Origin of the sequence: Aquabacterium sp., from assembly GCF_048860245.1 — a bacterium.
In the GTDB taxonomy this organism is placed as follows: Bacteria; Pseudomonadota; Gammaproteobacteria; order Burkholderiales; family Burkholderiaceae_C; genus Aquabacterium.
On sequence record NZ_JBLIZW010000115.1, the window covers coordinates 54,616 to 75,050 of the forward strand.

The window sequence follows — 20,435 nt, forward strand, 5'->3', positions numbered from 1 at the left end:
CAAACGATCACGGTCATCTCGGCATCAGTTGAAGGTCTTGCCTTCAGCTGCCAGCTTGACCAGCAACGGTGCAGGCGTCCAGAAGGCCTGATCGTCGTGGGGGTTGGCCGCGAAATGCTTCATCTTCTCGACCACCTTGGGCAACCCCATCAGGTCGGCGTACAGCATCGGACCACCCCATGCCAGAGGGAAGCCATAGCCGGTCAGGTAGACCATGTCGATGTCGGAAGCCTTGTTGGCAATGCCTTCTTCCAGGATCAAGGCACCTTCGTTGACCATGGCCAGCACCAGGCGGTCCACGATCTCTTCATCGCTGATGGCGCGGGCGGTGATGCCTTGGTCGGCACGCACCTTGTCGATGGCAGCTTGCACTTCGGCAGACGGCACGGGCTCACGCTTGCCGGCTTCGTAGTCGTACCAGCCCTTGCCCACCTTCTGGCCGTAACGGCCCAGTTCGCACACGGCGTCGCCCACCTTGCTGTAGACCACATCGGGCTTTTCGATGGAGCGACGTTGACGGATGGCGTAGCCAATGTCGTTGCCGGCCAGATCGCCCACGCGGAAGGGGCCCATGGCAAAGCCGAAGGCCTCGGCAGCCTTGTCCACTTGCTGAACGGAGGCACCTTCTTGCACCAGGAAGAAGGCCTGACGGGTGTATTGCTCGAACATGCGGTTGCCGATGAAGCCATCGCAAACGCCCGACACCACGGCCACCTTCTTGATCTTCTTGGCCACTTGCATCACGGTGGCCATCACATCCTTGGCGGTGTGCTTGCTGCGCACCACTTCCAGCAGGCGCATCACGTTGGCAGGGCTGAAGAAGTGCAGCCCCACCACGTCGCCGGGACGCGAGGTCACTTCGGCGATCTTGTCCACGTCCAGCGTCGAGGTATTGGAAGCCAGGATGGCGCCCTGCTTCATCACGGCATCCAGCTTGGCAAACACTTCCGACTTGACGCCCATGTTTTCAAACACGGCCTCAATCACCATGTCGGCCTGGGCAATGTCGTCGTAGCTCAGCGAAGTCTTGAGCAGGCTCATGCGCTGCTCGTACTTCTCTTGCGCCAGCTTGCCCTTGGCCACCTGGGCTTCGTAATTCTTGCGGATGATGCCGACGCCACGGTCAATGGCCTCTTGCTTCATTTCCAGCAAAGTCACAGGAATGCCGGCATTGAGGAAGCACATGGTGATGCCGCCGCCCATGGTGCCAGCACCAATGACCGCCACGCTCTTGACGTCGCGCACCGGCGTGTTGTCAGGCACATCGGGGATCTTGCTGGCAGCGCGCTCACCAAAGAAGGCGTGCTGCATGGCCTTGGCCTGCGGGCCGACCATGATGACCTTGAAGATGTCGAGCTCTTTCTGGATGCCCACATCGATGTCAGGCGTCTGGGCGGCGATTTCCACCGCGTCAATGCAACGCTGGGGCGAGACCAGACCACGGCGGGCCTTGGCCATGTCGGCACGGGCCTTGTTGAACAACTCGGCATCCGCCACAGCGGGCACCGGCAGGTGACGCACCAAAGGCATGGGGCGCACATCGGCCACTTCCAAGGCGAAGGCCTTGGCACCCGCCAGCAAATCGCCGTCGATCATCTTGGCGATCAGTTGTTGGCCCGGCACCTTGGCGAGCTTGTCGCTCGGCACGGACATGCCGGTCGTCACCATTTGCAGACACAGCTCAACCGGCAGCACGCGCGGCAGACGTTGCGTGCCACCGCCACCGGGGATCAAACCAATGTTCACTTCGGGCAAAGCCACTTGCACGCCCGACGCCATCACGCGGTAGTGACAGCCGAGCGCCAGTTCCAGGCCACCGCCCATCACCACGCCATGCACCGCAGCGATCACGGGCTTGCTGCTCTTTTCGATGGTTTCGATGGTCAGGTGCAGACCCGGGGTGGCGAACGCTGCGGGGGTGCCGAACTCACGAATGTCCGCGCCGCCACAGAACACCTTGCCCGAACCGATGATGACGATGGCTTTGACGCTGTCGTCGGCATTGGCCTGGTTCACGCCGTCCACGATGCCAGCGCGGGTACTCAGACCCAGGCCATTGACGGGGGGATTGGTCAGGGAGATGACGGCCACGCCGTCAGCCACTTGATAGGAGGTGCTCATAAGCGGTCTCGATACAACGGTCACAGGGAATTCCGGTGCGCGGCCTTTGTGGAGCCCCGCCCAGAAAGCGCTTGCCTTGCCTGAATTTCAATTCTGACAAGAAGTCTTGTAAGAATAGCCGAGATTGTCACAAAGTGCATCGTCGCGTCAATAGGACGTGCGCCAAAAGTGAAAAAGGGCACCCTCTGGTGCCCTTTCCTTGTCCACGCATCAAGCTGTTGGCAGCTTGTGGTCCTTGAACATTTCGCGCAACTTCAGCTTGTAGAGCTTGCCGGTGGCGGTGTGCGGCAACTCGTCCACAAACACCACGTCGTCCGGCGTCTGCCAGGTCGGAATCTTGCCCTTGTAGAAGGCCAGCAACTCCTCGCGGGTCACCTCGGCGCCGGGCTTCTTCACCACCACCATCATCGGCCGCTCATCCCACTTCGGATGGTGGGCCGCAATGGCCGCCGCTTCGTGCACGGCGGGGTGGGCCATCAGCACGTTTTCCAGTTCGATGGAGCTGATCCACTCGCCACCGGACTTGATCACGTCCTTCGAACGGTCGGTGATCTGCATGTAGCCATCGGCATCGATGGTGGCCACATCCCCGGTCGGGAACCAACCGTCGTGCAGCGGCGACTTGTCGATGTTGAAGTAGTTGCTGATCACCCAGTGACCTCGCACCTCCAGATCACCCGTGGCCACACCGTTCCAGGGTTGCGGGTTGCCCTCGCCATCCACGATGCGCATGTCGATGCCAAACACCGACTTGCCTTGCTTTTCGAGGATCTTCTGCTTCTCTTCGGCCGGCAGGTGCGAGTGCTTGCTCTTGAGGCGTCCCAGCGTCCCGATGGGCGACAACTCGGTCATGCCCCAGGCGTGCACCACTTCCACGCCGTAGTCGTTCTCGAAGGTGCGGATCATGGAGGGCGGGCAGGCCGAGCCACCAATCACCGTCGTCTTGAAGGTGCTGAACTTCAAGCCGTTGGCCTTGACGTGGTTGAGCAGACCCAGCCAGATGGTGGGCACGCCCGCACTCATGGTGACCTTCTCGCTCTCGAACAGTTCGTACAACGAGGCGCCATCCAGATGGTGTCCTGGCATCACCAGCTTGCAACCCACCAGCGCGGTCGAGTAAGGAATGCCCCAGGCATTGACGTGGAACATGGGCACCACCGGCAGGATCACATCGGTCGCCTTGATGCACATGGCATCTGGCAGCGCCGATGCAAACGCGTGCAGCACGCTGGAGCGATGGGAGTAGACCGCGCCCTTGGGGTTGCCCGTCGTACCCGAGGTGTAGCAAATGCTGGCGGCCGTGTTTTCATCGAAAGTCGGCCAGTCGTATTGGCCGTTCTCGGCTTCCACCAACTCTTCGTAGCAATGCAGATGCGGCAGCGAGTGGTCGCGCGGCATGTCATCGCGGCCGCACATCAGCACCACGTGCTTCACGCAAGGCAGGTTCGGAACCAGCTTCTCCACCAAGGGGAAGATGTTCAGGTCCACAAAAATGACCTTGTCCTGTGCATCGTTGATGATCCAGGCCACCTGCTGCGGGAACAGGCGTGGGTTGATGGTGTGGCACACCAGGCCCGAGCCCGAGACACCGTAATAAATCTCCAGGTGGCGGTAGCCGTTCCAGGCCAGGGTGCCGACGCGATCGCCCGGCTCACACCCCAAACGTGCCAAGGCTTGCGCCAACTTGCGCGAACGCAGCTCGACTTCACCCCACGTCGTGCGGTGGATGTCGCCTTCCACACGCTTGGACACGATCTCGGTATCCCCGTTGTGACGCGCTGCGTGTGTCAGCAGCGACGAAATCAACAAGGGCATTTGCATCATCTGGCCCATCAGGCTCATAACAACCTCCGGCAATCACGCTCGACATTGATCCGAGGTCCCTTTCAGGGGGCGCCTCTTTTGACAATTCATCTTTTCAGATGAATTGTCAATCATAGGTCGATTTGCGTCAAACAGATATCGCAACCAACTCAGTAATGACCCTGATATATCTGACAACACATCAAATCAAATACAGTCCGGAAATCCGAGCAAGCCTACGCGTGCAGGGTGCATTTCCGACACGTGATTGACCCATGACACCCGGGACCGCTACATTACTGACCGACGAGTCAGTTATTTCGGATCCCCTTGACCCCGGCCACGCCCCCCTCCTCGCAGCCCAAAAGCCACCAACGACGCAAGGCCGAGCGCCCGCAAGAGTTGCTGGAGGCGGCACTGCACCTGTTCATCCACAAAGGGTTGGCCGCCACCCGCATGGAAGATGTCGCCAAGGATGCCGGGGTCTCGAAAGGCACGCTCTATCTGTATTACCCCAGCAAGGACGACTTGTTCAAGGCGGTGGTGCAGGCCTACCTGAGCGAGGTGATCGTGGAAGGCAGCAGCCTGTTCGACCTGCACGAAGGCTCCACCTCCGAATTGCTGTACCGCCTGGCCCAGACGTGGTGGACCCGGGTCGGCTCCGCCAAAGCCTCGGGTCTGATCGTATTGATCATGAGTGAGATCACCGCTTACCCTGATCTCGCCCAGTTCTATTTGAACGAGGTGGTGGCGCCCACGCACTTCCTGCTGCGTCGCGTGATCGAGCGCGGCATCGAGCGTGGCGAGTTTCGTGCACTCGACGTGACCTCGGTGGTGCATGCGCTGATCTCGCCCATTCAGTTTCTGATCACCTACCGCCAGTGCACCTCGGTGTGTGCGGTCAACCCCGTGCCCCTGGACCCGGAACAATTCATCGCCACGCAGATCGAACTGCTCCTTCGCGGTCTGGAAAGCCGCCCCCACCCTGTCGACGGAACAACATGAAGCTGTCTCGCAAATGGTTGGCTCTGGCCCTTGGTGTCCTCGTGCTCGCAGGCGGCATTGGCCGGGCCATTCATGCGCGCAAGGCACAGCAAGCTGAACTGGCCCAAAGCACCGCCTCCGCGCAAAGCCTGGGCGTGCAGCTCACCGAACGCGACCTCTACACCGTGGCATCCCAGCCCTTGACGGTGGTGCTGCCCGTGTCCGGCAACGTGGTGGCCCAGCGCACGGCCATGGTCAAAGCCAAAGTGGCGGCCGAATTGCTGAGCCTGTCGGTTCGCGAAGGTGACACGGTCGCCCCGGGCCAAGTGCTGGGCCAGCTCGATCCGCAAGAATTCACCCTGCGCCAGCAGCAAGCCCGCCAGCAGGCCGCGTCCGCCCGCGCCATCTGGCAAAACGCCGAACAAACCCTGCGCAACAACCAGGCCCTGGTCCAGCAAGGCTTCATTTCCAAGCAAGCGCTCGATGGCTCGCAAGCCAATGCCTCGTCCAGCCTGGCCAATCTGGAAGCCGCACAAGCGGCCGCCGACTTGGCCGACAAAACCCTGCGTGACACCCGCATCGTCGCGCCCATCGGCGGCCAGATCGCGCAGCGCCTGGCGCAAGCCGGTGAGCGGGTGCCTGTCGAGGGGCGCATCGTCGAAATCGTTGACCTCAACACCCTGGAGTGGCAGGTCGCCGTCAATCCGCAGGATCTGACCCAGGTGCAAGTCGGCAGCCAGGGTGCCCTGCGCATCGACGGCGTGAACGAGGCCATCCCAGCCAAGGTCGTGCGCATCAACCCCAGCGCGGCTGCGGACACCCGTGCCGTGATGGTCTACCTGAGCCTGCCCAAGCACCCTGCTTTGCGCCATGGTTTGTTTGCCCAAGGGCAGATCACGCTGGCCCAGCGGCAGGCCCTGGCCATTCCACCCAGCGCCATCACCCGCGAGGGTGGACACGATCAGGTCCTGCAAGTGCGTGGTCAGCAGGTGACCCGCGTGAACGTCCGTCTGGGCGCCCGTGCGCAAGCCACCGCTGCCCCCGATCAGATGTGGGTGGAAGTGCTGGACGGCATCCAGCCCGGCGACCGCATTCTGGTCAATGCCGCAGGCACTGTGCGCGAAGGTGCATCGGTGCAAGTCAGCGCAGCGTCGGCTGCGGCCTCACGCTGACCCCCACGAAGGACATCGCACCATGTGGTTCACCCGCCTGTCGATTGGCAACCCGGTCATGGCCACCATGATGATGATGGCCTTGGTCGTGCTGGGCTTGTTTTCGTTCCAGCGACTCAAGGTGGACCAGTTCCCGGACATCGAGTTTCCGACGCTGGTGGTGCAGATCGCCTACCCGGGCGCCTCGCCCGAGATCGTGGAAACCGAGGTCACCCGCAAGGTTGAAGAAGCTGTCAACACGGTGGCCGGCATCAACCAGTTGTACTCGCGCTCTTACGAGGGCAGCTCGGTCGTCATCGTGCAGTTCAACCTGAACATGGACGCCCGCCGCGCCGCCGAAGACGTGCGCGAAAAGCTCTCGGCCTTGCGCCCCTTGCTGCGCGATGAGGTCGAAGACCCGCGCGTGCTGCGCTTCGACCCCGCCAACCGCCCCATTTTTTCGCTGGCCCTCAGCTCCCCCGACCGCAGTCAAAGCGATCAGGCCCTGACCACTTACGCCGACCAGATCCTGCGCAAGCGACTGGAAAACGTGCCCGGCGTGGGCAGTGTCAGCCTGGTGGGCGGGCTCAAGCGGCAGATCAACATCTACCTCAAGCCCGAGGCGCTCGATGCCCTGGGCCTGCGCGCCGAGCAAATTGCAGCCATCGTCCGCCAGGAAAATCAGGACCAGCCGGCCGGCAGCGTGCGCACCCTGCAGCAAGACCGCGTGGTGCAGATCGACGCACGGCTGCGCTCGGTCGAAGACTTCAAGCGTGTGATCGTGGCCCACCGCCATGACCAGCCCATCTACCTCTCCCAAGTCGCCGACGTGATCGATGGCCCGCAGGAACTCGAAAGCCTGGCCCTGCTGGACGGCCATCGCACCCTCGCCCTCGACATCCTCAAGTCCCAAGGCGAAAACACGCTGGATGTGGCCCGGGGACTGACCGAGGTCGTCGAAGCCGTCCGCCACGAACTGCCGCCCGGCATGAAGCTCGACATCGTGCGCGACAACAGCCGTCAGATCAGCGTGGGCGTCGACAACGTGCGCCACACCCTGATCGAAGGCGCCGTGCTCACGGTGTTGATCGTGTTCCTGTTCCTGAACTCCTGGCGCTCCACCGTCATCACCGGCCTCACGCTGCCGATCTCCATCATCGGCACCTTCCTGTTCATGCAGTGGTTTGGCTTCTCCATCAACATGGTCACGCTGATGGCGCTCAGCCTGTGCGTGGGCCTGCTGATCGACGATGCCATCGTGGTCCGCGAAAACATCGTGCGCCACGTGCAGATGGGCAAGCCGGCCATGCAGGCCTCACTCGACGGCACACAAGAAATCGGGCTGGCCGTGCTGGCCACCACCCTGTCCATCGTGGCCGTGTTCCTGCCGATTGGCTTCATGGGCGGCATCATCGGCAAGTTCTTCCATGAGTTCGGCGTCACCATCGTGGCTGCCGTGCTCATTTCCATGTTCGTCAGCTTCACGCTCGACCCCATGCTGTCGAGCATCTGGCACGACCCCGCCATCCACCAGCATGGCGCCGTCGTGCAAGCCCAAGACTGGTACGACCGCAGCATTGGCCGTGTCACCGGAGCCGTGGATCGCTGGTCCGAATCCCTCAGCGTGGGCTACCAGCGCCTGCTGGCCAGCGCCCTTGACCACCCCTGGTGGACCCTGCTGATTGCGGGCGGCAGCCTGGTCGGCAGCGTCATGCTCATCCCCTTGATGGGCACCGAGTTCGTGCCCAAGGCCGACTACTCGGAAACCTTCGTCAACTTTTACACCCCGGCCGGCACCTCGCTGGAAGCCACCGAAGCCCGCACCCGCGAGGTCGACGCCCTCATCCGCAAGATGCCCGAGGTGGCCTACACCCTGTCGACCCTCAACACCGGCGCTGCGCTGGGCCGCAACCAGGTGTCGATGTACATCCGCCTGACCGACCGCCACCTGCGCCAGCGCAACGTCGACCAGCTGTCGGCCCCCTTGCGTGAGGCCCTGTCACAACTGCCCGGGGTCACCGTGACACACGTTGGCCTGCTCGACTCGGTGGCCGGACTCAAGCCCATTCAGCTCTCCATTCAAGGCAACTCGCTGGCCGCCTTGGACCGGCTCAGCCAGGACGTGCTCGCCAAGCTGCGCCACATTCCTGGACTGGTCGACCTGGACAGCAGCCTCAAGCCCAACAAGCCGACGCTCGACATCCGCGTTCGCCGCGATGCCGCCGCCGACCTGGGCCTGAGTGTGGACGCGATCAGCAAAGCCCTGAACGTGCTGGTGGAAGGCAAAGTCGTGGGCAGTTGGCGCGCCGAAGACGAGCAAAACTACGACATCCGTGTGTCCCTGCATCCCGACGCCCGCCGCACCGCCGACGACCTGCGCAACCTGCCCCTGGTCATTGGCAACGATGCCCAAGGCACACCCCGCATCGTGCGGCTCAAGCAGGTGGCCGATGTGATCGAGGGACTCGGCCCCACGCAGATCAACCGTCGCGACCTCAACCGCGAAATCGAAATCACCGCCAACTTCACTGGCCGGTCGATGGGTGAAGTCTCGGCCGACATCCGCAGGGTGCTGGACGCCACGCCCTGGCCCAGCGGCTACCAGTACCGCTTTGGCGGCTCCACCAAAGACATGCAGGAATCCTTCGCCTATGCGCTGTCGGCGCTGGGCCTGGCCATCGTCTTCATCTACATGATCCTGGCCTCGCAGTTTCGCAGCTTCCTGCAGCCCATCGCGCTGATGAGCTCTCTCCCCCTGACGCTGATCGGCGTGGTGGTCACCCTGCTGGTCTTTGGCTCCACGCTCAACATGTTCTCCATCATCGGGATCATCATGCTGATGGGCCTGGTCACCAAAAATGCCATTTTGCTGGTGGACTTTGCCAACCGGGCCCGCAACGGTGACAGCGGCGAGGGCCACCTCACCGAACCCCTGCCCCGCCGCGAAGCCCTCTTGCTGGCCGCTCGCGTACGTCTGCGCCCCATTCTCATGACCACGCTGGCCATGGTGTTCGGCATGGTGCCGCTGGCCTTTGCCATGTCGGAAGGGGCCGAGCAGCGTGCCCCCATGGGTCAAGCCGTGATTGGCGGCGTGCTGGCCTCGTCACTGCTGACTTTGGTGGTCGTGCCGGTCCTCTACAGCTTCCTGGATGACTTCACGGAGTGGGCCAAAAACCGACGTTCGCACACTTCCTTGACCCAAGGTGCCCCCAAGAGCGGCGGTGTTTCTTAAAATCTCCGCTTTATCCGGATCCCACCTCGTTTTGCCAAGGATGCCCAGCATGAACCTCGAACAAGCCCGCTTCAACATGATCGAGCAGCAAATCCGCCCCTGGGATGTGCTGGACACCTCGATTCTTTCTCTGCTGGCTGCCGTCAAGCGTGAAGACTTCGTGCCCGCCGAGCACCGCGGCCAGGCCCTCATGGATCTGGAAATCCCCCTGGGCGGCGGCCGCAGCCTGCCTGCCCCACGCGTGGAAGCCCGCCTGGTCCAGGACCTGAACCTGAGCAAAACCGACAATGTGCTGCACATTGGTGCCGTCACCGGTTACGTCACGGCCTTGATCGCCCACAAGGCCCAGCGCGTCGTCGGCCTGGACGCCAGCGCCGAACTGGTCGCTGCCGCACGCGCCAACCTGCGCAAGGCCGGCATCAGCAACGCCGAAGTGCAACAGCACGACGGCACCCAAGGTTTTGCGGGCAAGGCCCCCTACGACGCCATCTTGCTGACCGGCTCGGTCGCCAAAGTGCCACAAGAACTGCTCGACCAACTGAAGGTCGGTGGCCGCCTGCTGGCCGTGGTGGGCAATGAGCCCGTCATGCAAGCCGTGCTGTACACCCGCGTGGCCGCCAACCAGTTCAGCAGCCAAAACCTGTTCGACACCGTGTTGCCCCGCCTGCCCGGCTTCGCCGAAGGCACCCGCTTCACGTTCTGATTCCCGACGTTTCACCCACAGGACCCCATGATGCCCTTGCACACCACCTCCTCTGCACAGGCCTGCGCTGCCAGCACTCCCAGCCGCTGGACTCCACTCGCCCGCGCAGCCACGTTGGTGATCCTGAGCGCCATGGGGACACAGGCCGCCCAAGCCGAAAACCTGATGGACCTGTACCAGGCCGCTCGTCAATACGATGCGGCCTACCTGTCAGCCAAGGCGCAGGCCGAGTCGGTCGAGTTCCAGGCCGCCCAAGCCCACGCCCTGCTGCGTCCGTCGGTCAACCTGCAAGCCTCCGTCACCCGCAACCGCCTCGATTCGTCCATTCCTGCAACGACCTCCCCGCTGCTGGGCACCGTCAACTACGACACACTGTCCACCGTGGGCAAAGTCGGCATTGCGGCACGCCAGCCTCTGCTGAATCTGAGCAACTCTGCCAAGGTAGACCAGGCCGAGCAGGCGCTGGAAGTGGCGCAGGCCGACCTGAAGCAGGCTGAAGACGACTTGGCCGTTCGCGTGGCACAGGCCTACTTCGATGTCTTGTCGGCGCAAGATGTGCTGAACACAGCTCAGGCCAACAAGAAGGCCCTGGCCGAACAACTGGCCGCCGCCAAGCGCAGCTTTGATGTGGGCAACGCCACCATCACCGACACGCGCGAAGCCCAAGCCCGCCATGACCTCGCCACCGCGCAGGAAATTGCCGCGACCAACGATCTGCGCGTCAAGCGCATCGCGCTGGATCAACTCGTGGGTCGCACCGACGTCAAACCCAATCCGCTGCGCACCCCGGTCACCCTCGACACCCTGGCCCCCGGCCAAATGGACGACTGGGTCAACCAGTCGGTGAACGCCCCCTTGGTGCGCAAAGCCGAAATCGGCTTGAAGGTTGCGCAGCTGGAAGTCGACAAAGCGCGTGCCAACCACCTGCCTACGCTCGACGCCGTCGCCAGTGCAGGCCGCACCCAGGTCGACAGCAACAACAGCTACACCAAGAGCTCCAGCGCGCCCGGCAACGCCGGCTCCATTGGTCTGGAGTTGAACGTCCCGCTCTACGCTGGCAACGCCATCCAAAACAAGGTGCGCGAAGCCCTGCGTCTGCAAGAAAAATCGGGCAACGACCTCGACAACGCACGCCGCAGCATGTCCCTGGCCACCCGTCAGGCCTTCTCGGGCCTGCAGTCCGGCCTGGCACAAGTCAAAGCTTATGAAGCGGCAGAGGCCTCGGCCAAGCTGGCTTTGGAGGCCACCCAACTGGGCTACAAGGTGGGTGTGCGCATCAACAAGGATGTGCTGGATGCCCAAACCATGCTGGCATCCACCCAGAAAGACCTCTTCAAGGCTCGTTACGACGTCATCATGGCCTCGTTGAAGTTGCGCCAAGCCAGCGGCACATTGAAGGCCGACGACCTGGTTGAACTCAACAAACTGGTTGCCCAGTAAACAGGCTCACGCCCGCTTGCCGGGCACCATGTCCAGCACCAGTTGCTGCAACCTGACCACGTCCAACGGCTTGGTCAGGTAGTCCGCAAAGCCTGCCGCACGACCACGCTCCAAATCCTTGGGCATGGCATTGGCACTGACAGCCACCACGGGGATGTGGGCCGTCAACGGGCTTTCACGCAAACACTGCATCACCGCATACCCATCCATGTCGGGCAGATTGATGTCCAGCAAGATGAGGTCGGGCTGGTGCGTTCGCGCCAACTCCAGGCCCAGTCCTGGCGCCATGGCACTCAACATGCGCACGCCTGGCAACATGCTCAGCACGTTGTCCACCAGTTGCAAATTGGTGGGGTTGTCTTCGATGCACAAAACCGTCCGACTGACCAAGGGCAGTTGATCCAAGGCCAAGCTCGCCTCGCCCGACTGCGGTGGCACCACAGGCGACACCATGCCATCTGGCGCGCGTTTCACGCGCACCCAGAAAGTGCTGCCCACGCCCACTTGGCTTTCCACGCCAATCTGCCCGCCCATCAAGGCCACCAGACGCTTGCTCAACGCCAGGCCAATCCCGGTGCCTTCAATCTGCAGATCATCCGCCTGCAAGCGCTCAAACGGTACAAACAGCTTGGCTTGCTGCTCGGGCGTGAGCCCAGCGCCGGTGTCGCTGATGCGGAAACAGATTTCGTCGTTCTCCTGCACACAACTCACGGTCACCACGCCACCCGAGTGGTTGTACTTGATGGCATTCGACAAGAGATTCAGCACCACCTGCTTGATGCGCGTGCGGTCCGCCATGATCTGCAGCCGATCCAGGCAACTGGCTTCCATCAAGCGGATGTGACGCGCCTGGGCCTGCGGCTTCACCAGCTCCAGACACTCTTCAATCAAGGACAGCAACTGAACCTTTTCCAGGCTCACCGTCATCTGACCCGACTCGACGCGCGCCAGATCCAGCAACTCGTTGATCAGCGACAGCAGGTGTCGCCCACCGCTGAGGATCTGTTTGACATGCCCTGCCAGGGGTGCCTCACGGACCGATAACTCCAGCAATTGCCCGAACCCCAGAATCGCATTCAGGGGCGTACGCAGTTCATGGCTCATGCGAGACAAGAACTCGCTCTTGCTGCGGTTGGCCTGCTCCGCCTCTTCCTTGGCGGTCAGCAATTCGGCTGTGCGCGCAGCGACACGACTTTCCAGCTCCTCGTTCAACTGACGCAGGCCATCTTCGGCCTGACGGCGCTCCGTGATGTCGCGCGAAATCAGCAGGAACGTCGCTTCTTGCCCCGGAATGGTCTTGCGCGCCACCGACAGCTCGAACCAGCGCGAGCCCGCTGCAACGGGCAATCGCATTTCACGGCCCCACACCCCACCCTGCTCATAGGCATCGTGCACCGCCTGCATCACCACCTGAGCCGCTTCCTTAGGCAACATCTCGTTGACGGTGCGGCCAATCAACTGCTGGGGCGCGGCCGCCAGCAACTCAGGCCGCACGGCCAGCACGCGGATGTACCGCCCGCGCATGTCCACCTCAAACAGCAGATCCGGCATGGCATGCCAGGTCGCCGCCAACTCCTGGCGCAAGGCCTCCAAGCCCATCGCCATCTGATCGATCTCATCCCAGCCCACGCGCGGAATGATCACATCCAACTGGCCTTGACGCAGACTGGATGCAGCACGATCCAACTGATACAGCGGCTGGGCCACGTAACGGCTCAACAGCCACAGCAACAAGACCGCCAGCAACACGTTGCCAAACACTTCCGGAATGCGGTGCAGGATCTCGTCGTCACGCACCTGCGCACGCAAGCTGGTCAGGTCATGCACGACGTAAACCACACCGCGACGAGAGCTGCGCACCTCGTTTTGCGCAGCGGGCAAATCGAAGCCTTGCAAGCCATCCATCCGCACGCCGTCCTGATCCATCGACCAGTCGGGCAAACGACCTTGCGCCACCCGGATGACGCGCTGCATGTCCAGCCCTGGCAGCACCTCGCTGGCCATGCGTCCCACCCAGGCTGAGCGCTGTGCCATCAAAATTTCGCCGGTCTCGGTCAGCAGCAATGCGGCCTTGAGCTGCGGCCGGCTGGCCTGCTGAGCAATGTCAGCCGCGATGAACGACTGGGCATTGGGCCAGGTTTGGTCACTGAGCCGCGCCAACCGCGCCACATCCGCCATGAGCGTGACGCGCGCATCCTCGTCCAACCTCGCCTGACGCTGATGAATGGCGTACCACAAGGACAAACTGCCCACCAGAAACACGCCAGCCAGAACCAGCAAGGGCAGAATGACCCTCAGCAGAGAGCGCTGCTTCATGCAAGGCCCTCCAGAAAGCGCGCATCGATCACGTTGGCGGGCGACGGCGCTGTTTTCAGCAACCGTGCTCGCACGGCCATTTCACCCACGGTTCGAACCGACTCCAGCAACCGTGGCTGTGCCCCCGAGAGCCACACGCGGTTATCTGACAAGCTCATCATGTGCATGCCCTTCATGGCCTGCATGACCTCGACGGTCTGAAGTTGCAGACGCGGCGCCACCAGCGCAGCCGATTGGTCCTGGTGCGCATCCCAATAAGACAAGGCCTTGAAATAAGCCTGCATCAGCGTGCGCACATGTCCTTCCGATTGGGTCAAGGCATCCGCACGCGCCACCAGCACATCCACGATCAGGCCAGGATACTGTCGGCTATCCAGCAGCAACTTGGCACCCTGCGCCTTCAAGCGCGACAGCACGGGCTCGAAAGTGACCAACACGTCCACCTTGCCTGAGGCATAAGCCGACGCGTGTTGATCGACGGTCATTTCCACTTTGATCACATCGGCGGGCTGTAGATGGGCCGCCTCCAGCAACTTCGCCATCATCAGCGCGCCCGTGGCCGTGGACTCCACCCCAATGCGCTTGCCCTTGATGTCGGCCAGACTGTTGATGCCAGGCCTCGCGATGACAGCGTCGCCCCCCATCGATTCGTCAAAGACCAACACCACACGCAAATCCAGACCGCCTTCACGTGCGAGCAAAAACTCATCCAGCGTCAAGGTGGCCAGGGGCACCTCGTGATTGGCCAATGCCATCAGGCTCACGGTGTTGGAGGGGAACTCCACCAGGCGAATATCCGGCTCCTGGATGTAGCCCAACTCTCGCGCCAGATTCAGCGTTTCATAGCCCAGCCATGGCGTGATGGCCACGCGCAATGGTGGCTCTGCACGCAAACACCCCGAGAGGTTTGACAGGGCCATCGCCCCGCCCAACACACAGGTCGTCTCCCTCAAAAAACGGCGTCGCATCATTTTTCTTGTTTCCTGCCGGTTGGATGGTCCAACAATCATGACGATTTTGCATGTCAATGTTGTGCCAGTCAGCCGGGAAAGCGATCACCCGCACGGCTGATTGTCAAAAGCCGACATGCCACCGAGCTTTTCACCCCAACAAGGATCGCACGGGAACCCCCATGTCCGACCAGCTCCCAGGATGGCATGTGAACATCAGCACTTGGTGACGCTGAGCTGCATCAAACAAAACGCGCTTCATCCTTTCCAGACGGTCCGCATCACTGTGAACCAAGGCGTCGTCCAGAATCAACAGCGTCGGACGCCCCGCCTCCTTCAGCAAATCCGCATAAGCCAAACGGCTGATCAGGGCCAGTTGCTCGCGAGCACCAAAGCTCAGCGCGTCAAACTGCCCCCGCTCTTCCTCGCCCGTGGCCAAGCGCCGGATCAGGTAGTCCGGCGTCAACTGATCGCCCACAGCCACCTGCGCATGCGGGAACAACAAACGCAAATAATGTTCCAGATGCTTTTTCAAAGGCGCTTGCAGGCGCTCCAGGGCTTCCCGACGCTTTTGCTGAAACTGCTGACACAACAAGGACAAAGCCGCCGCACGACGCTGCAACTCCGCCACCCGCTGTCTGGCACGCGCGTGCTCTCCGGCCAGCGCCTGACGCCGCTCTTCCAGCCCCTGCGCTCCGACCTGCTGAAGCGTCCCCTCCAGCACCTGAATCCGGGTGTGGCGTTGCTGATGCGCCTGCTCCATCAGCGCAATGCTGCGTCCCAGGCGTTCGATTTCCTGCTGAAGGATATCGGGACGCGCCTCGTCACGCTGACGTGTCAACTCCTGCACCCATGCCTGCTGCACTTGGACCTCCTGCGTCACTTGCGCCAGACTGGCCAGGGCCTGCTGATGTTGTGCAACCTGATCCGGGTCGGCCAATTGTGCTTGCACCAAGGCGGCCTCGCGCTGCGCAGCCACCTGCTCCGCCTCGGCCTTCGCGCGTGCTTGCAGGGCCTGCGTCAGTGACGCCCGAGCCCCGACCTCCAACTGTTCTGCATCGTGCAAAGCCGCCTCGGCGGCCGTCATGTCTGGCTCGGTGTCTGATGCCGACTCAGGCAACTGCTGCAAGGCTTGGTCGCAGGCCTCGATTTGCTGACGTGACTGCGCCAAGGCCTGCCGCAAGGGCTCCAATCCCTTCGGGGCAACCCATTGCAGCGCCTGCTCAGCCAGCTTGATTTGACTGGCCAGTTCCTGCTGCGCCTCATACCGACGTTCTACCTCGGCCAGCCCCGCCAAGCCGAGCACCTCCAACCGATCCTGCAGCACACGCTCGGCTTGCAAGCACTGCTTCGCCAGCACGGCGAGGTCTTGCCCTCCGGGGGTGACGCGCAAGCGACCCACGCCGGGCACATGCACCGTCAAGGCGTCATCAATCAGTACCTCTCCCGTCCCCGCCAGAACCTGCTCGCCTGTTCCCCCTTCGACCGACAGCGTCTGGCCAGACGCCAGTTCGTACTGCAGACGCGTGGCAACGGCTTGCCGCTGCAACCTCAACGCCTGCCACTGCTTGTCCAGGCGGCGCAACTCGTCCACATCGGTCTTTTGCAAAACGGGCGCACGCAGACTGGCCTGCAACTGCGTCAGGCTCTCCAAGCGAGCCATGGCATCCGTCAAGGCAAGCTGGTGCCGCTCAGCGGCCGCACACGCCTCCTGCCGCTGGGTCTGCAACAAGCGTCGATTTGCCTGCTGTCGCGCCGCCGTCCATTGCGCCCGAGCACGCTGCACCTGCTGCACACGGTCATCCGCCAGTTGCTGCGCCAGCCGACACGCCTCATCGGCCGCTTGCCATTGCTCTGCGGCTCGCGCTGCATCCTGTTGACGCTGCACACCAGCAGCCTGCAGTTGCGCCACGCTCCTGACCTGGGCTTCCAGCAAGCGTTGCTGTTGCTGCAAGCGAGCCAAGGCCTGCTGCGAATCAGCCAATTGCTGGATACGCTGCGCCAAGGCTTGCTCGGCATGACGCGCCTGTGCCAACTTGCCCTTCAAAGCTTCCCAAGGTCGCTCCTCAGCCTCTGTTTGATGTTGGCGCCTCAGCGCCGACAACTGGTCTACATCGTGCTGGTACTTGGCAATTTGCTCGTCGAGATCGGCCATCTCGCGCTGCAGTTGCTCTGCAGCCTGCATCGCCGCCAGATACGCTGCCCGCGGCTTGCCTGTGGCGGTTTGCAACTCGTCCAACTGCGACTGGAACTGCGCCAGCAATTCATCGCCCAGGCTGGCCGCCACCTCACTCCCCAGCGACGCATCCTGACGCGCCGCCAATGCCTGGCGGATGTGATCCTGCGCATACCCGGCCGCATCACTCAGCGCCTGGCTTGTGCCCTGCTCAATCCACAGCAAGCCAGGAATCCCCCAATGCTCCGGCCGACTCGCCCCCTTGGCTGCGTAAGAAAAGCCCAACCACTGCGCCAGCAGATCCTCGGCTTCTGCACCATCCTTGGTCTGACCGTCAGCGGTCACACTGCAACGGGCACGCGAACCCAGAAACGACTTGAACAGCTGAACCGACTGCTGCCCCAGCCTGAAATCCACCTCGACCTGGGGCGTGGCGGTGCCGTCCCCCCAAGGGCGAAGATCCTCGACCACCTTGGAGCGATAGCGTTCAAAGAAGGCTGCACGAATGGCCCGCACCAAGGTGCTTTTGCCAGCCTCGTTCGGGCCAGTGAAAATGTTGAGGCCCGGCACCAAGTCAGCCAGTTCAAACGCTTGCCGAAACTGGCGCAACTGGGCCACGCGCACACGCGTCAACTGCATGCTCATGCGGCACCTCCTGGGTTCGCAGTGACCACGGGTTGACGCGTCAACAAAGCCTGCATCAACAAGGTCATGGCTTCGGCCGCCGCCTCACCGCCCTCGCCGGGCTCGGACTGCGCCTGCCGAAGGTCTTGCAAAATCTCGGCGACATAGCCGTCTGCGCGCACCGAGGCCAATTCGTCTGCCGTTGGCAGCAAGGTCAAGGCCTGCGTATCGCAACTCAAGTGCCGAAAGCACGCCCCAGCCTCAGCCAGCGCCGACAACACGCGCGCATGCGCCCACAACGGCAACTGGCCCGTCACGGTCAGTGACACCACCGATGATGCGGCCAACCCCTGCAAGGTATTCAGCAGCACATCCACGTCAGACTCCACCGCCAATGGAACATGCAGTTGATGCCAGGCGTGCTGCCCCACCGTCAGCGGCGTGACCTCGGGGAGCACCCCTGGGGCGGGAATGTTCACCAGCAAGGCCTGACCGGCGTCATTCCCACGAAAGCGATCCGTCTCAGGCGTACCGCTGTACCAAACACGGTCCTGAATGCGCTTGCATCCGTGCCAGTCGCCCAAAGCCAAGTAATCCAGCTTGGCCCGTTCGGCGCGATCGGGCGCGATCGGATTGGCCGAATCGATGTCATCGGGCAAAACACCTTGCACACTGCCATGCGCCAAACCCACACGCACGCACGACGCGGGCGTCTGCGCCTGATCAAACCATGCTGTGGCATCACCATAGGTGTGGCGCTGTGTCAGCGGCGCAGGCAACACGGCCAAGCCCAGGTCGGCCAGCACCACGGGCTCAGGACTCAGAGCTAAGTGCACATTGGCTGGCACAGCACCCAATCGCACAGCCCGGGTCCAGACACTTTCAGCCAGCGCTGCATCGTGGTTCCCGGAAATCATCACCCATGACCCGTCATAGCCTTGCATGGCATTGAACATGCGCCGAATGGTGCGGTCTGACACGGTTTGCATGTCGAACACATCCCCTGCCACCAGCACAGCATCGACTTGGTGTTGTGCCGCCAACTCCGCGATGCGCTGCACAGCATGCAAGCGAGCCTCGGCCAGCGGCAAAGCGTCTTCTGGTGGAAACGTGGTGAACTGACGACCAATTTGCCAGTCTGCGGTGTGAATGAACTTTGGCATGAACCAGACTCCCTGACACCTCATGCTACGCACCGACAAGCTCAGAGACTGAGCCCATAATGCATAGACAAAGAAAAAGCCCCTTGAGGTTAGAGAACTAACGCCAAGGGGCTTTTTGTATGAATGGTGCCGGCTGTCGGATTCGAACTGACGACCTACCGCTTACAAGGCGGTTGCTCTACCAACTGAGCTAAGCCGGCACTGATGCTTATTCTACACGGCTTGCATCACTTGATTCGCCGCAGCGCGGGCCGGCCACCAGTTGGTGGGGGCGTTTCAGGCGAATCGTTGTCATCCGTCGACGTTTTAGCCGGCACAGCGGCCAGCCCCACCGGCTTGGCCGGTTTGTCCTTCGGCGCAGCTCGAGATTCGGTGGCCAGGCGAATGCCCGGCTCCGTGCTACTGACCTGCTCAACACCACCGCCTTCCGCATCCGACACATCGTCATCGGCAGAAGTTGGCGCGTCCACGCCCTCACCACCAACGGACACCGGCACCGGGAATGCCATCCCCTGCCCGTTTTCACGGGCGTAGATGGCAATCACGTGGTCCACCGGAACCGAGATGTCGCGTGCACGCCCACCAAAACGGGCCTTGAACTCGATGAAATCGTTGCCCAAAGTCAGCTGGCTGGTCGCCTCGAAGCTGACGTTCAGCACAATCTCATTGTTCTTGACGTACTCGCGGGGTACCTGGACAGAGCTGTCCACGTACACCGCCAAGTAGGGCGTGAACCCGTTGTCGGTACACCAGTCGTGCAACGCGCGAATCAGGTAGGGCCGAGTCGAGGTGCCCTGGGCTTCTTGGTCAGTGGACATGCTGTATGGAGCCGATCAGAACAACGCAAGCGATTACTTGCGCATCACCTTTTCAGACGGCGTCAGCGCTTCGATGTACGCAGGACGCGAGAAGATGCGCTCAGCATACTTCAACAGCGGCAAGGCGTTCTTCGACAGTTCGATGCCGTAGTAATCCAGGCGCCACAGCAGCGGTGCAATCGCCACGTCCAGCATCGAGAAGTCGTCGCCGAGCATGTACTTGTTCTTCAGGAAGATCGGGGCCAACTGCGTCAGTCGGTCACGGATCTGGGCGCGAGCCTTTTCCAGCTGCTTGTCGTTGCCCTTGACGCCGCCACGGCCTTCCAGCAAGTTCACGTGCGCAAACAGTTCCTTTTCAAAGTTCAGCAGGAACAGCCGAACACGGGCACGCGCAACGGGGTCACCCGGCATCAGCTGAGGATGCGGGAAACGCTCGTCGATGTACTCGTTGATGATGTGGGACTCGTACAGGATGAGGTCGCGCTCGACGAGGATCGGCACCTCGTTGTACGGGTTCATCAATGCGATGTCTTCGGGCTTGGCGAAAACGTCCACATCACGGATTTCGAAGTCCATGCCCTTTTCGAACAGAACGAAACGGCAACGATGCGAGTAGGGGCAGGTCGTGCCAGAGTACAGCACCATCATGACGGCGGGCTCCTTTTATCTATAAACAACGAAGCGCAGTGGCTGCCAAAGCAGGCCACTGCGCTACCAGAGCACTCACTGACAACGCAGTGAATGCACCAGGATCACTTCACGTCTTTCCAGAACGCGGCATTCAGACGCCAGGCGATCACGAAGAAGATCGCCAGGAAAATCAGGACACCCACGCCAATGCGTTGACGCTGCTGCTGAACGGGCTCACCCATCCATTGCAGGTAGGCCACCAGGTCGGCGATCGCGCTGTCGTACTCTTGCGGCGACATCGTGCCGAGATCGGAAGAGCGTCGT

Annotated in this window: 15 protein-coding genes and 1 tRNA gene; 6 read left to right on the top strand and 10 right to left on the bottom strand. The window is 62.0% G+C overall.

Annotated elements, in window-relative coordinates; genetic code table 11:
• Nucleotides 1-24: 24 nt before the first annotated feature.
• Together ACMV18_RS13140 and ACMV18_RS13145 are read right to left on the bottom strand one after the other, a co-directional pair.
• Nucleotides 25-2,121: a 3-hydroxyacyl-CoA dehydrogenase NAD-binding domain-containing protein gene (locus ACMV18_RS13140; protein WP_420818210.1), complete on the bottom strand. Its 2,097-nt coding sequence runs from the start codon at nt 2,119-2,121 to the stop codon at nt 25-27.
• Between the two features lie 210 nt (nt 2,122-2,331).
• On the bottom strand, nt 2,332-3,963 hold the full coding sequence (locus ACMV18_RS13145; protein WP_374259157.1) for a 3-(methylthio)propionyl-CoA ligase: 1,632 nt from the start codon (nt 3,961-3,963) through the stop codon (nt 2,332-2,334).
• A 291-nt stretch (nt 3,964-4,254) separates the two neighbouring features.
• Here ACMV18_RS13145 and ACMV18_RS13150 point away from each other — a divergent pair, with 291 nt between their 5' ends.
• The 5 genes from ACMV18_RS13150 to ACMV18_RS13170 are packed head-to-tail and all read left to right on the top strand — an operon-like array spanning nt 4,255 to nt 11,434.
• Nucleotides 4,255-4,929 carry a TetR/AcrR family transcriptional regulator gene (locus ACMV18_RS13150; RefSeq protein WP_374259158.1) on the top strand — a complete coding sequence of 225 codons (675 nt, stop codon included), beginning with the start codon at nt 4,255-4,257 and terminating at the stop codon, nt 4,927-4,929.
• Nucleotides 4,926-6,080 carry an efflux RND transporter periplasmic adaptor subunit gene (locus ACMV18_RS13155; RefSeq protein WP_420818211.1) on the top strand — a complete coding sequence of 385 codons (1,155 nt, stop codon included), beginning with the start codon at nt 4,926-4,928 and terminating at the stop codon, nt 6,078-6,080. Before ACMV18_RS13150 ends, ACMV18_RS13155 begins: the two co-directional genes overlap by 4 nt.
• A gap of 22 nt (nt 6,081-6,102) precedes the next feature.
• Nucleotides 6,103-9,291, top strand: coding sequence for an efflux RND transporter permease subunit (locus ACMV18_RS13160; RefSeq protein WP_420818212.1), 3,189 nt, complete (start codon nt 6,103-6,105; stop codon nt 9,289-9,291).
• Nucleotides 9,292-9,340: 49 nt separating this feature from the next.
• A complete protein-coding gene (locus tag ACMV18_RS13165; protein ID WP_420818213.1) occupies nt 9,341-9,994 on the top strand; it encodes a protein-L-isoaspartate O-methyltransferase family protein in 654 nt (217 codons plus the stop codon).
• Nucleotides 9,995-10,021: 27 nt separating this feature from the next.
• Complete coding sequence (locus ACMV18_RS13170) at nt 10,022-11,434, top strand: TolC family outer membrane protein (RefSeq protein ID WP_420818214.1); 1,413 nt, start codon at nt 10,022-10,024, stop codon at nt 11,432-11,434.
• 6 nt (nt 11,435-11,440) lie between these two features.
• On the opposite strand, the gene ACMV18_RS13175 is transcribed toward ACMV18_RS13170, so the two are convergent.
• Both ACMV18_RS13175 and ACMV18_RS13180 read right to left on the bottom strand, forming a co-directional pair.
• Nucleotides 11,441-13,750 carry an ATP-binding protein gene (locus ACMV18_RS13175; protein WP_420818215.1) on the bottom strand — a complete coding sequence of 770 codons (2,310 nt, stop codon included), beginning with the start codon at nt 13,748-13,750 and terminating at the stop codon, nt 11,441-11,443.
• On the bottom strand, nt 13,747-14,619 hold the full coding sequence (locus tag ACMV18_RS13180) for an ABC transporter substrate-binding protein (RefSeq protein WP_420818216.1): 873 nt from the start codon (nt 14,617-14,619) through the stop codon (nt 13,747-13,749). The genes ACMV18_RS13175 and ACMV18_RS13180 overlap by 4 nt, the downstream gene beginning before the upstream one ends.
• On the opposite strand from ACMV18_RS13180, the gene ACMV18_RS13185 reads away from it, so the two are divergent.
• Nucleotides 14,612-14,821 (top strand): hypothetical protein, encoded by a 210-nt coding sequence (locus ACMV18_RS13185; RefSeq protein WP_374259012.1) that lies wholly within the window; start codon nt 14,612-14,614, stop codon nt 14,819-14,821. The genes ACMV18_RS13180 and ACMV18_RS13185 overlap by 8 nt on opposite strands.
• 30 nt (nt 14,822-14,851) lie before the next feature.
• Here the strand turns inward: ACMV18_RS13185 and ACMV18_RS13190 are convergent, their stop codons facing one another.
• From ACMV18_RS13190 to ACMV18_RS13215, 6 genes are all read right to left on the bottom strand, one after another.
• Nucleotides 14,852-17,521, bottom strand: a complete 2,670-nt coding sequence (locus tag ACMV18_RS13190; protein ID WP_420818217.1) for an AAA family ATPase — start codon at nt 17,519-17,521, stop codon at nt 14,852-14,854.
• Complete coding sequence (locus tag ACMV18_RS13195) at nt 17,518-18,663, bottom strand: metallophosphoesterase family protein (protein WP_420818218.1); 1,146 nt, start codon at nt 18,661-18,663, stop codon at nt 17,518-17,520. The genes ACMV18_RS13190 and ACMV18_RS13195 overlap by 4 nt, the downstream gene beginning before the upstream one ends.
• A gap of 124 nt (nt 18,664-18,787) precedes the next feature.
• Nucleotides 18,788-18,863 (bottom strand) — tRNA-Thr (locus tag ACMV18_RS13200).
• A 27-nt stretch (nt 18,864-18,890) separates the two neighbouring features.
• On the bottom strand, nt 18,891-19,481 hold the full coding sequence (locus ACMV18_RS13205) for a ClpXP protease specificity-enhancing factor (protein WP_374259015.1): 591 nt from the start codon (nt 19,479-19,481) through the stop codon (nt 18,891-18,893).
• Between the two features lie 33 nt (nt 19,482-19,514).
• Nucleotides 19,515-20,129, bottom strand: a complete 615-nt coding sequence (locus ACMV18_RS13210) for a glutathione S-transferase N-terminal domain-containing protein (RefSeq protein ID WP_374259016.1) — start codon at nt 20,127-20,129, stop codon at nt 19,515-19,517.
• A gap of 104 nt (nt 20,130-20,233) precedes the next feature.
• Nucleotides 20,234-20,435: cytochrome c1 (locus tag ACMV18_RS13215; protein WP_420818220.1), on the bottom strand; the 202-nt coding region annotated here is incomplete at its 5' end.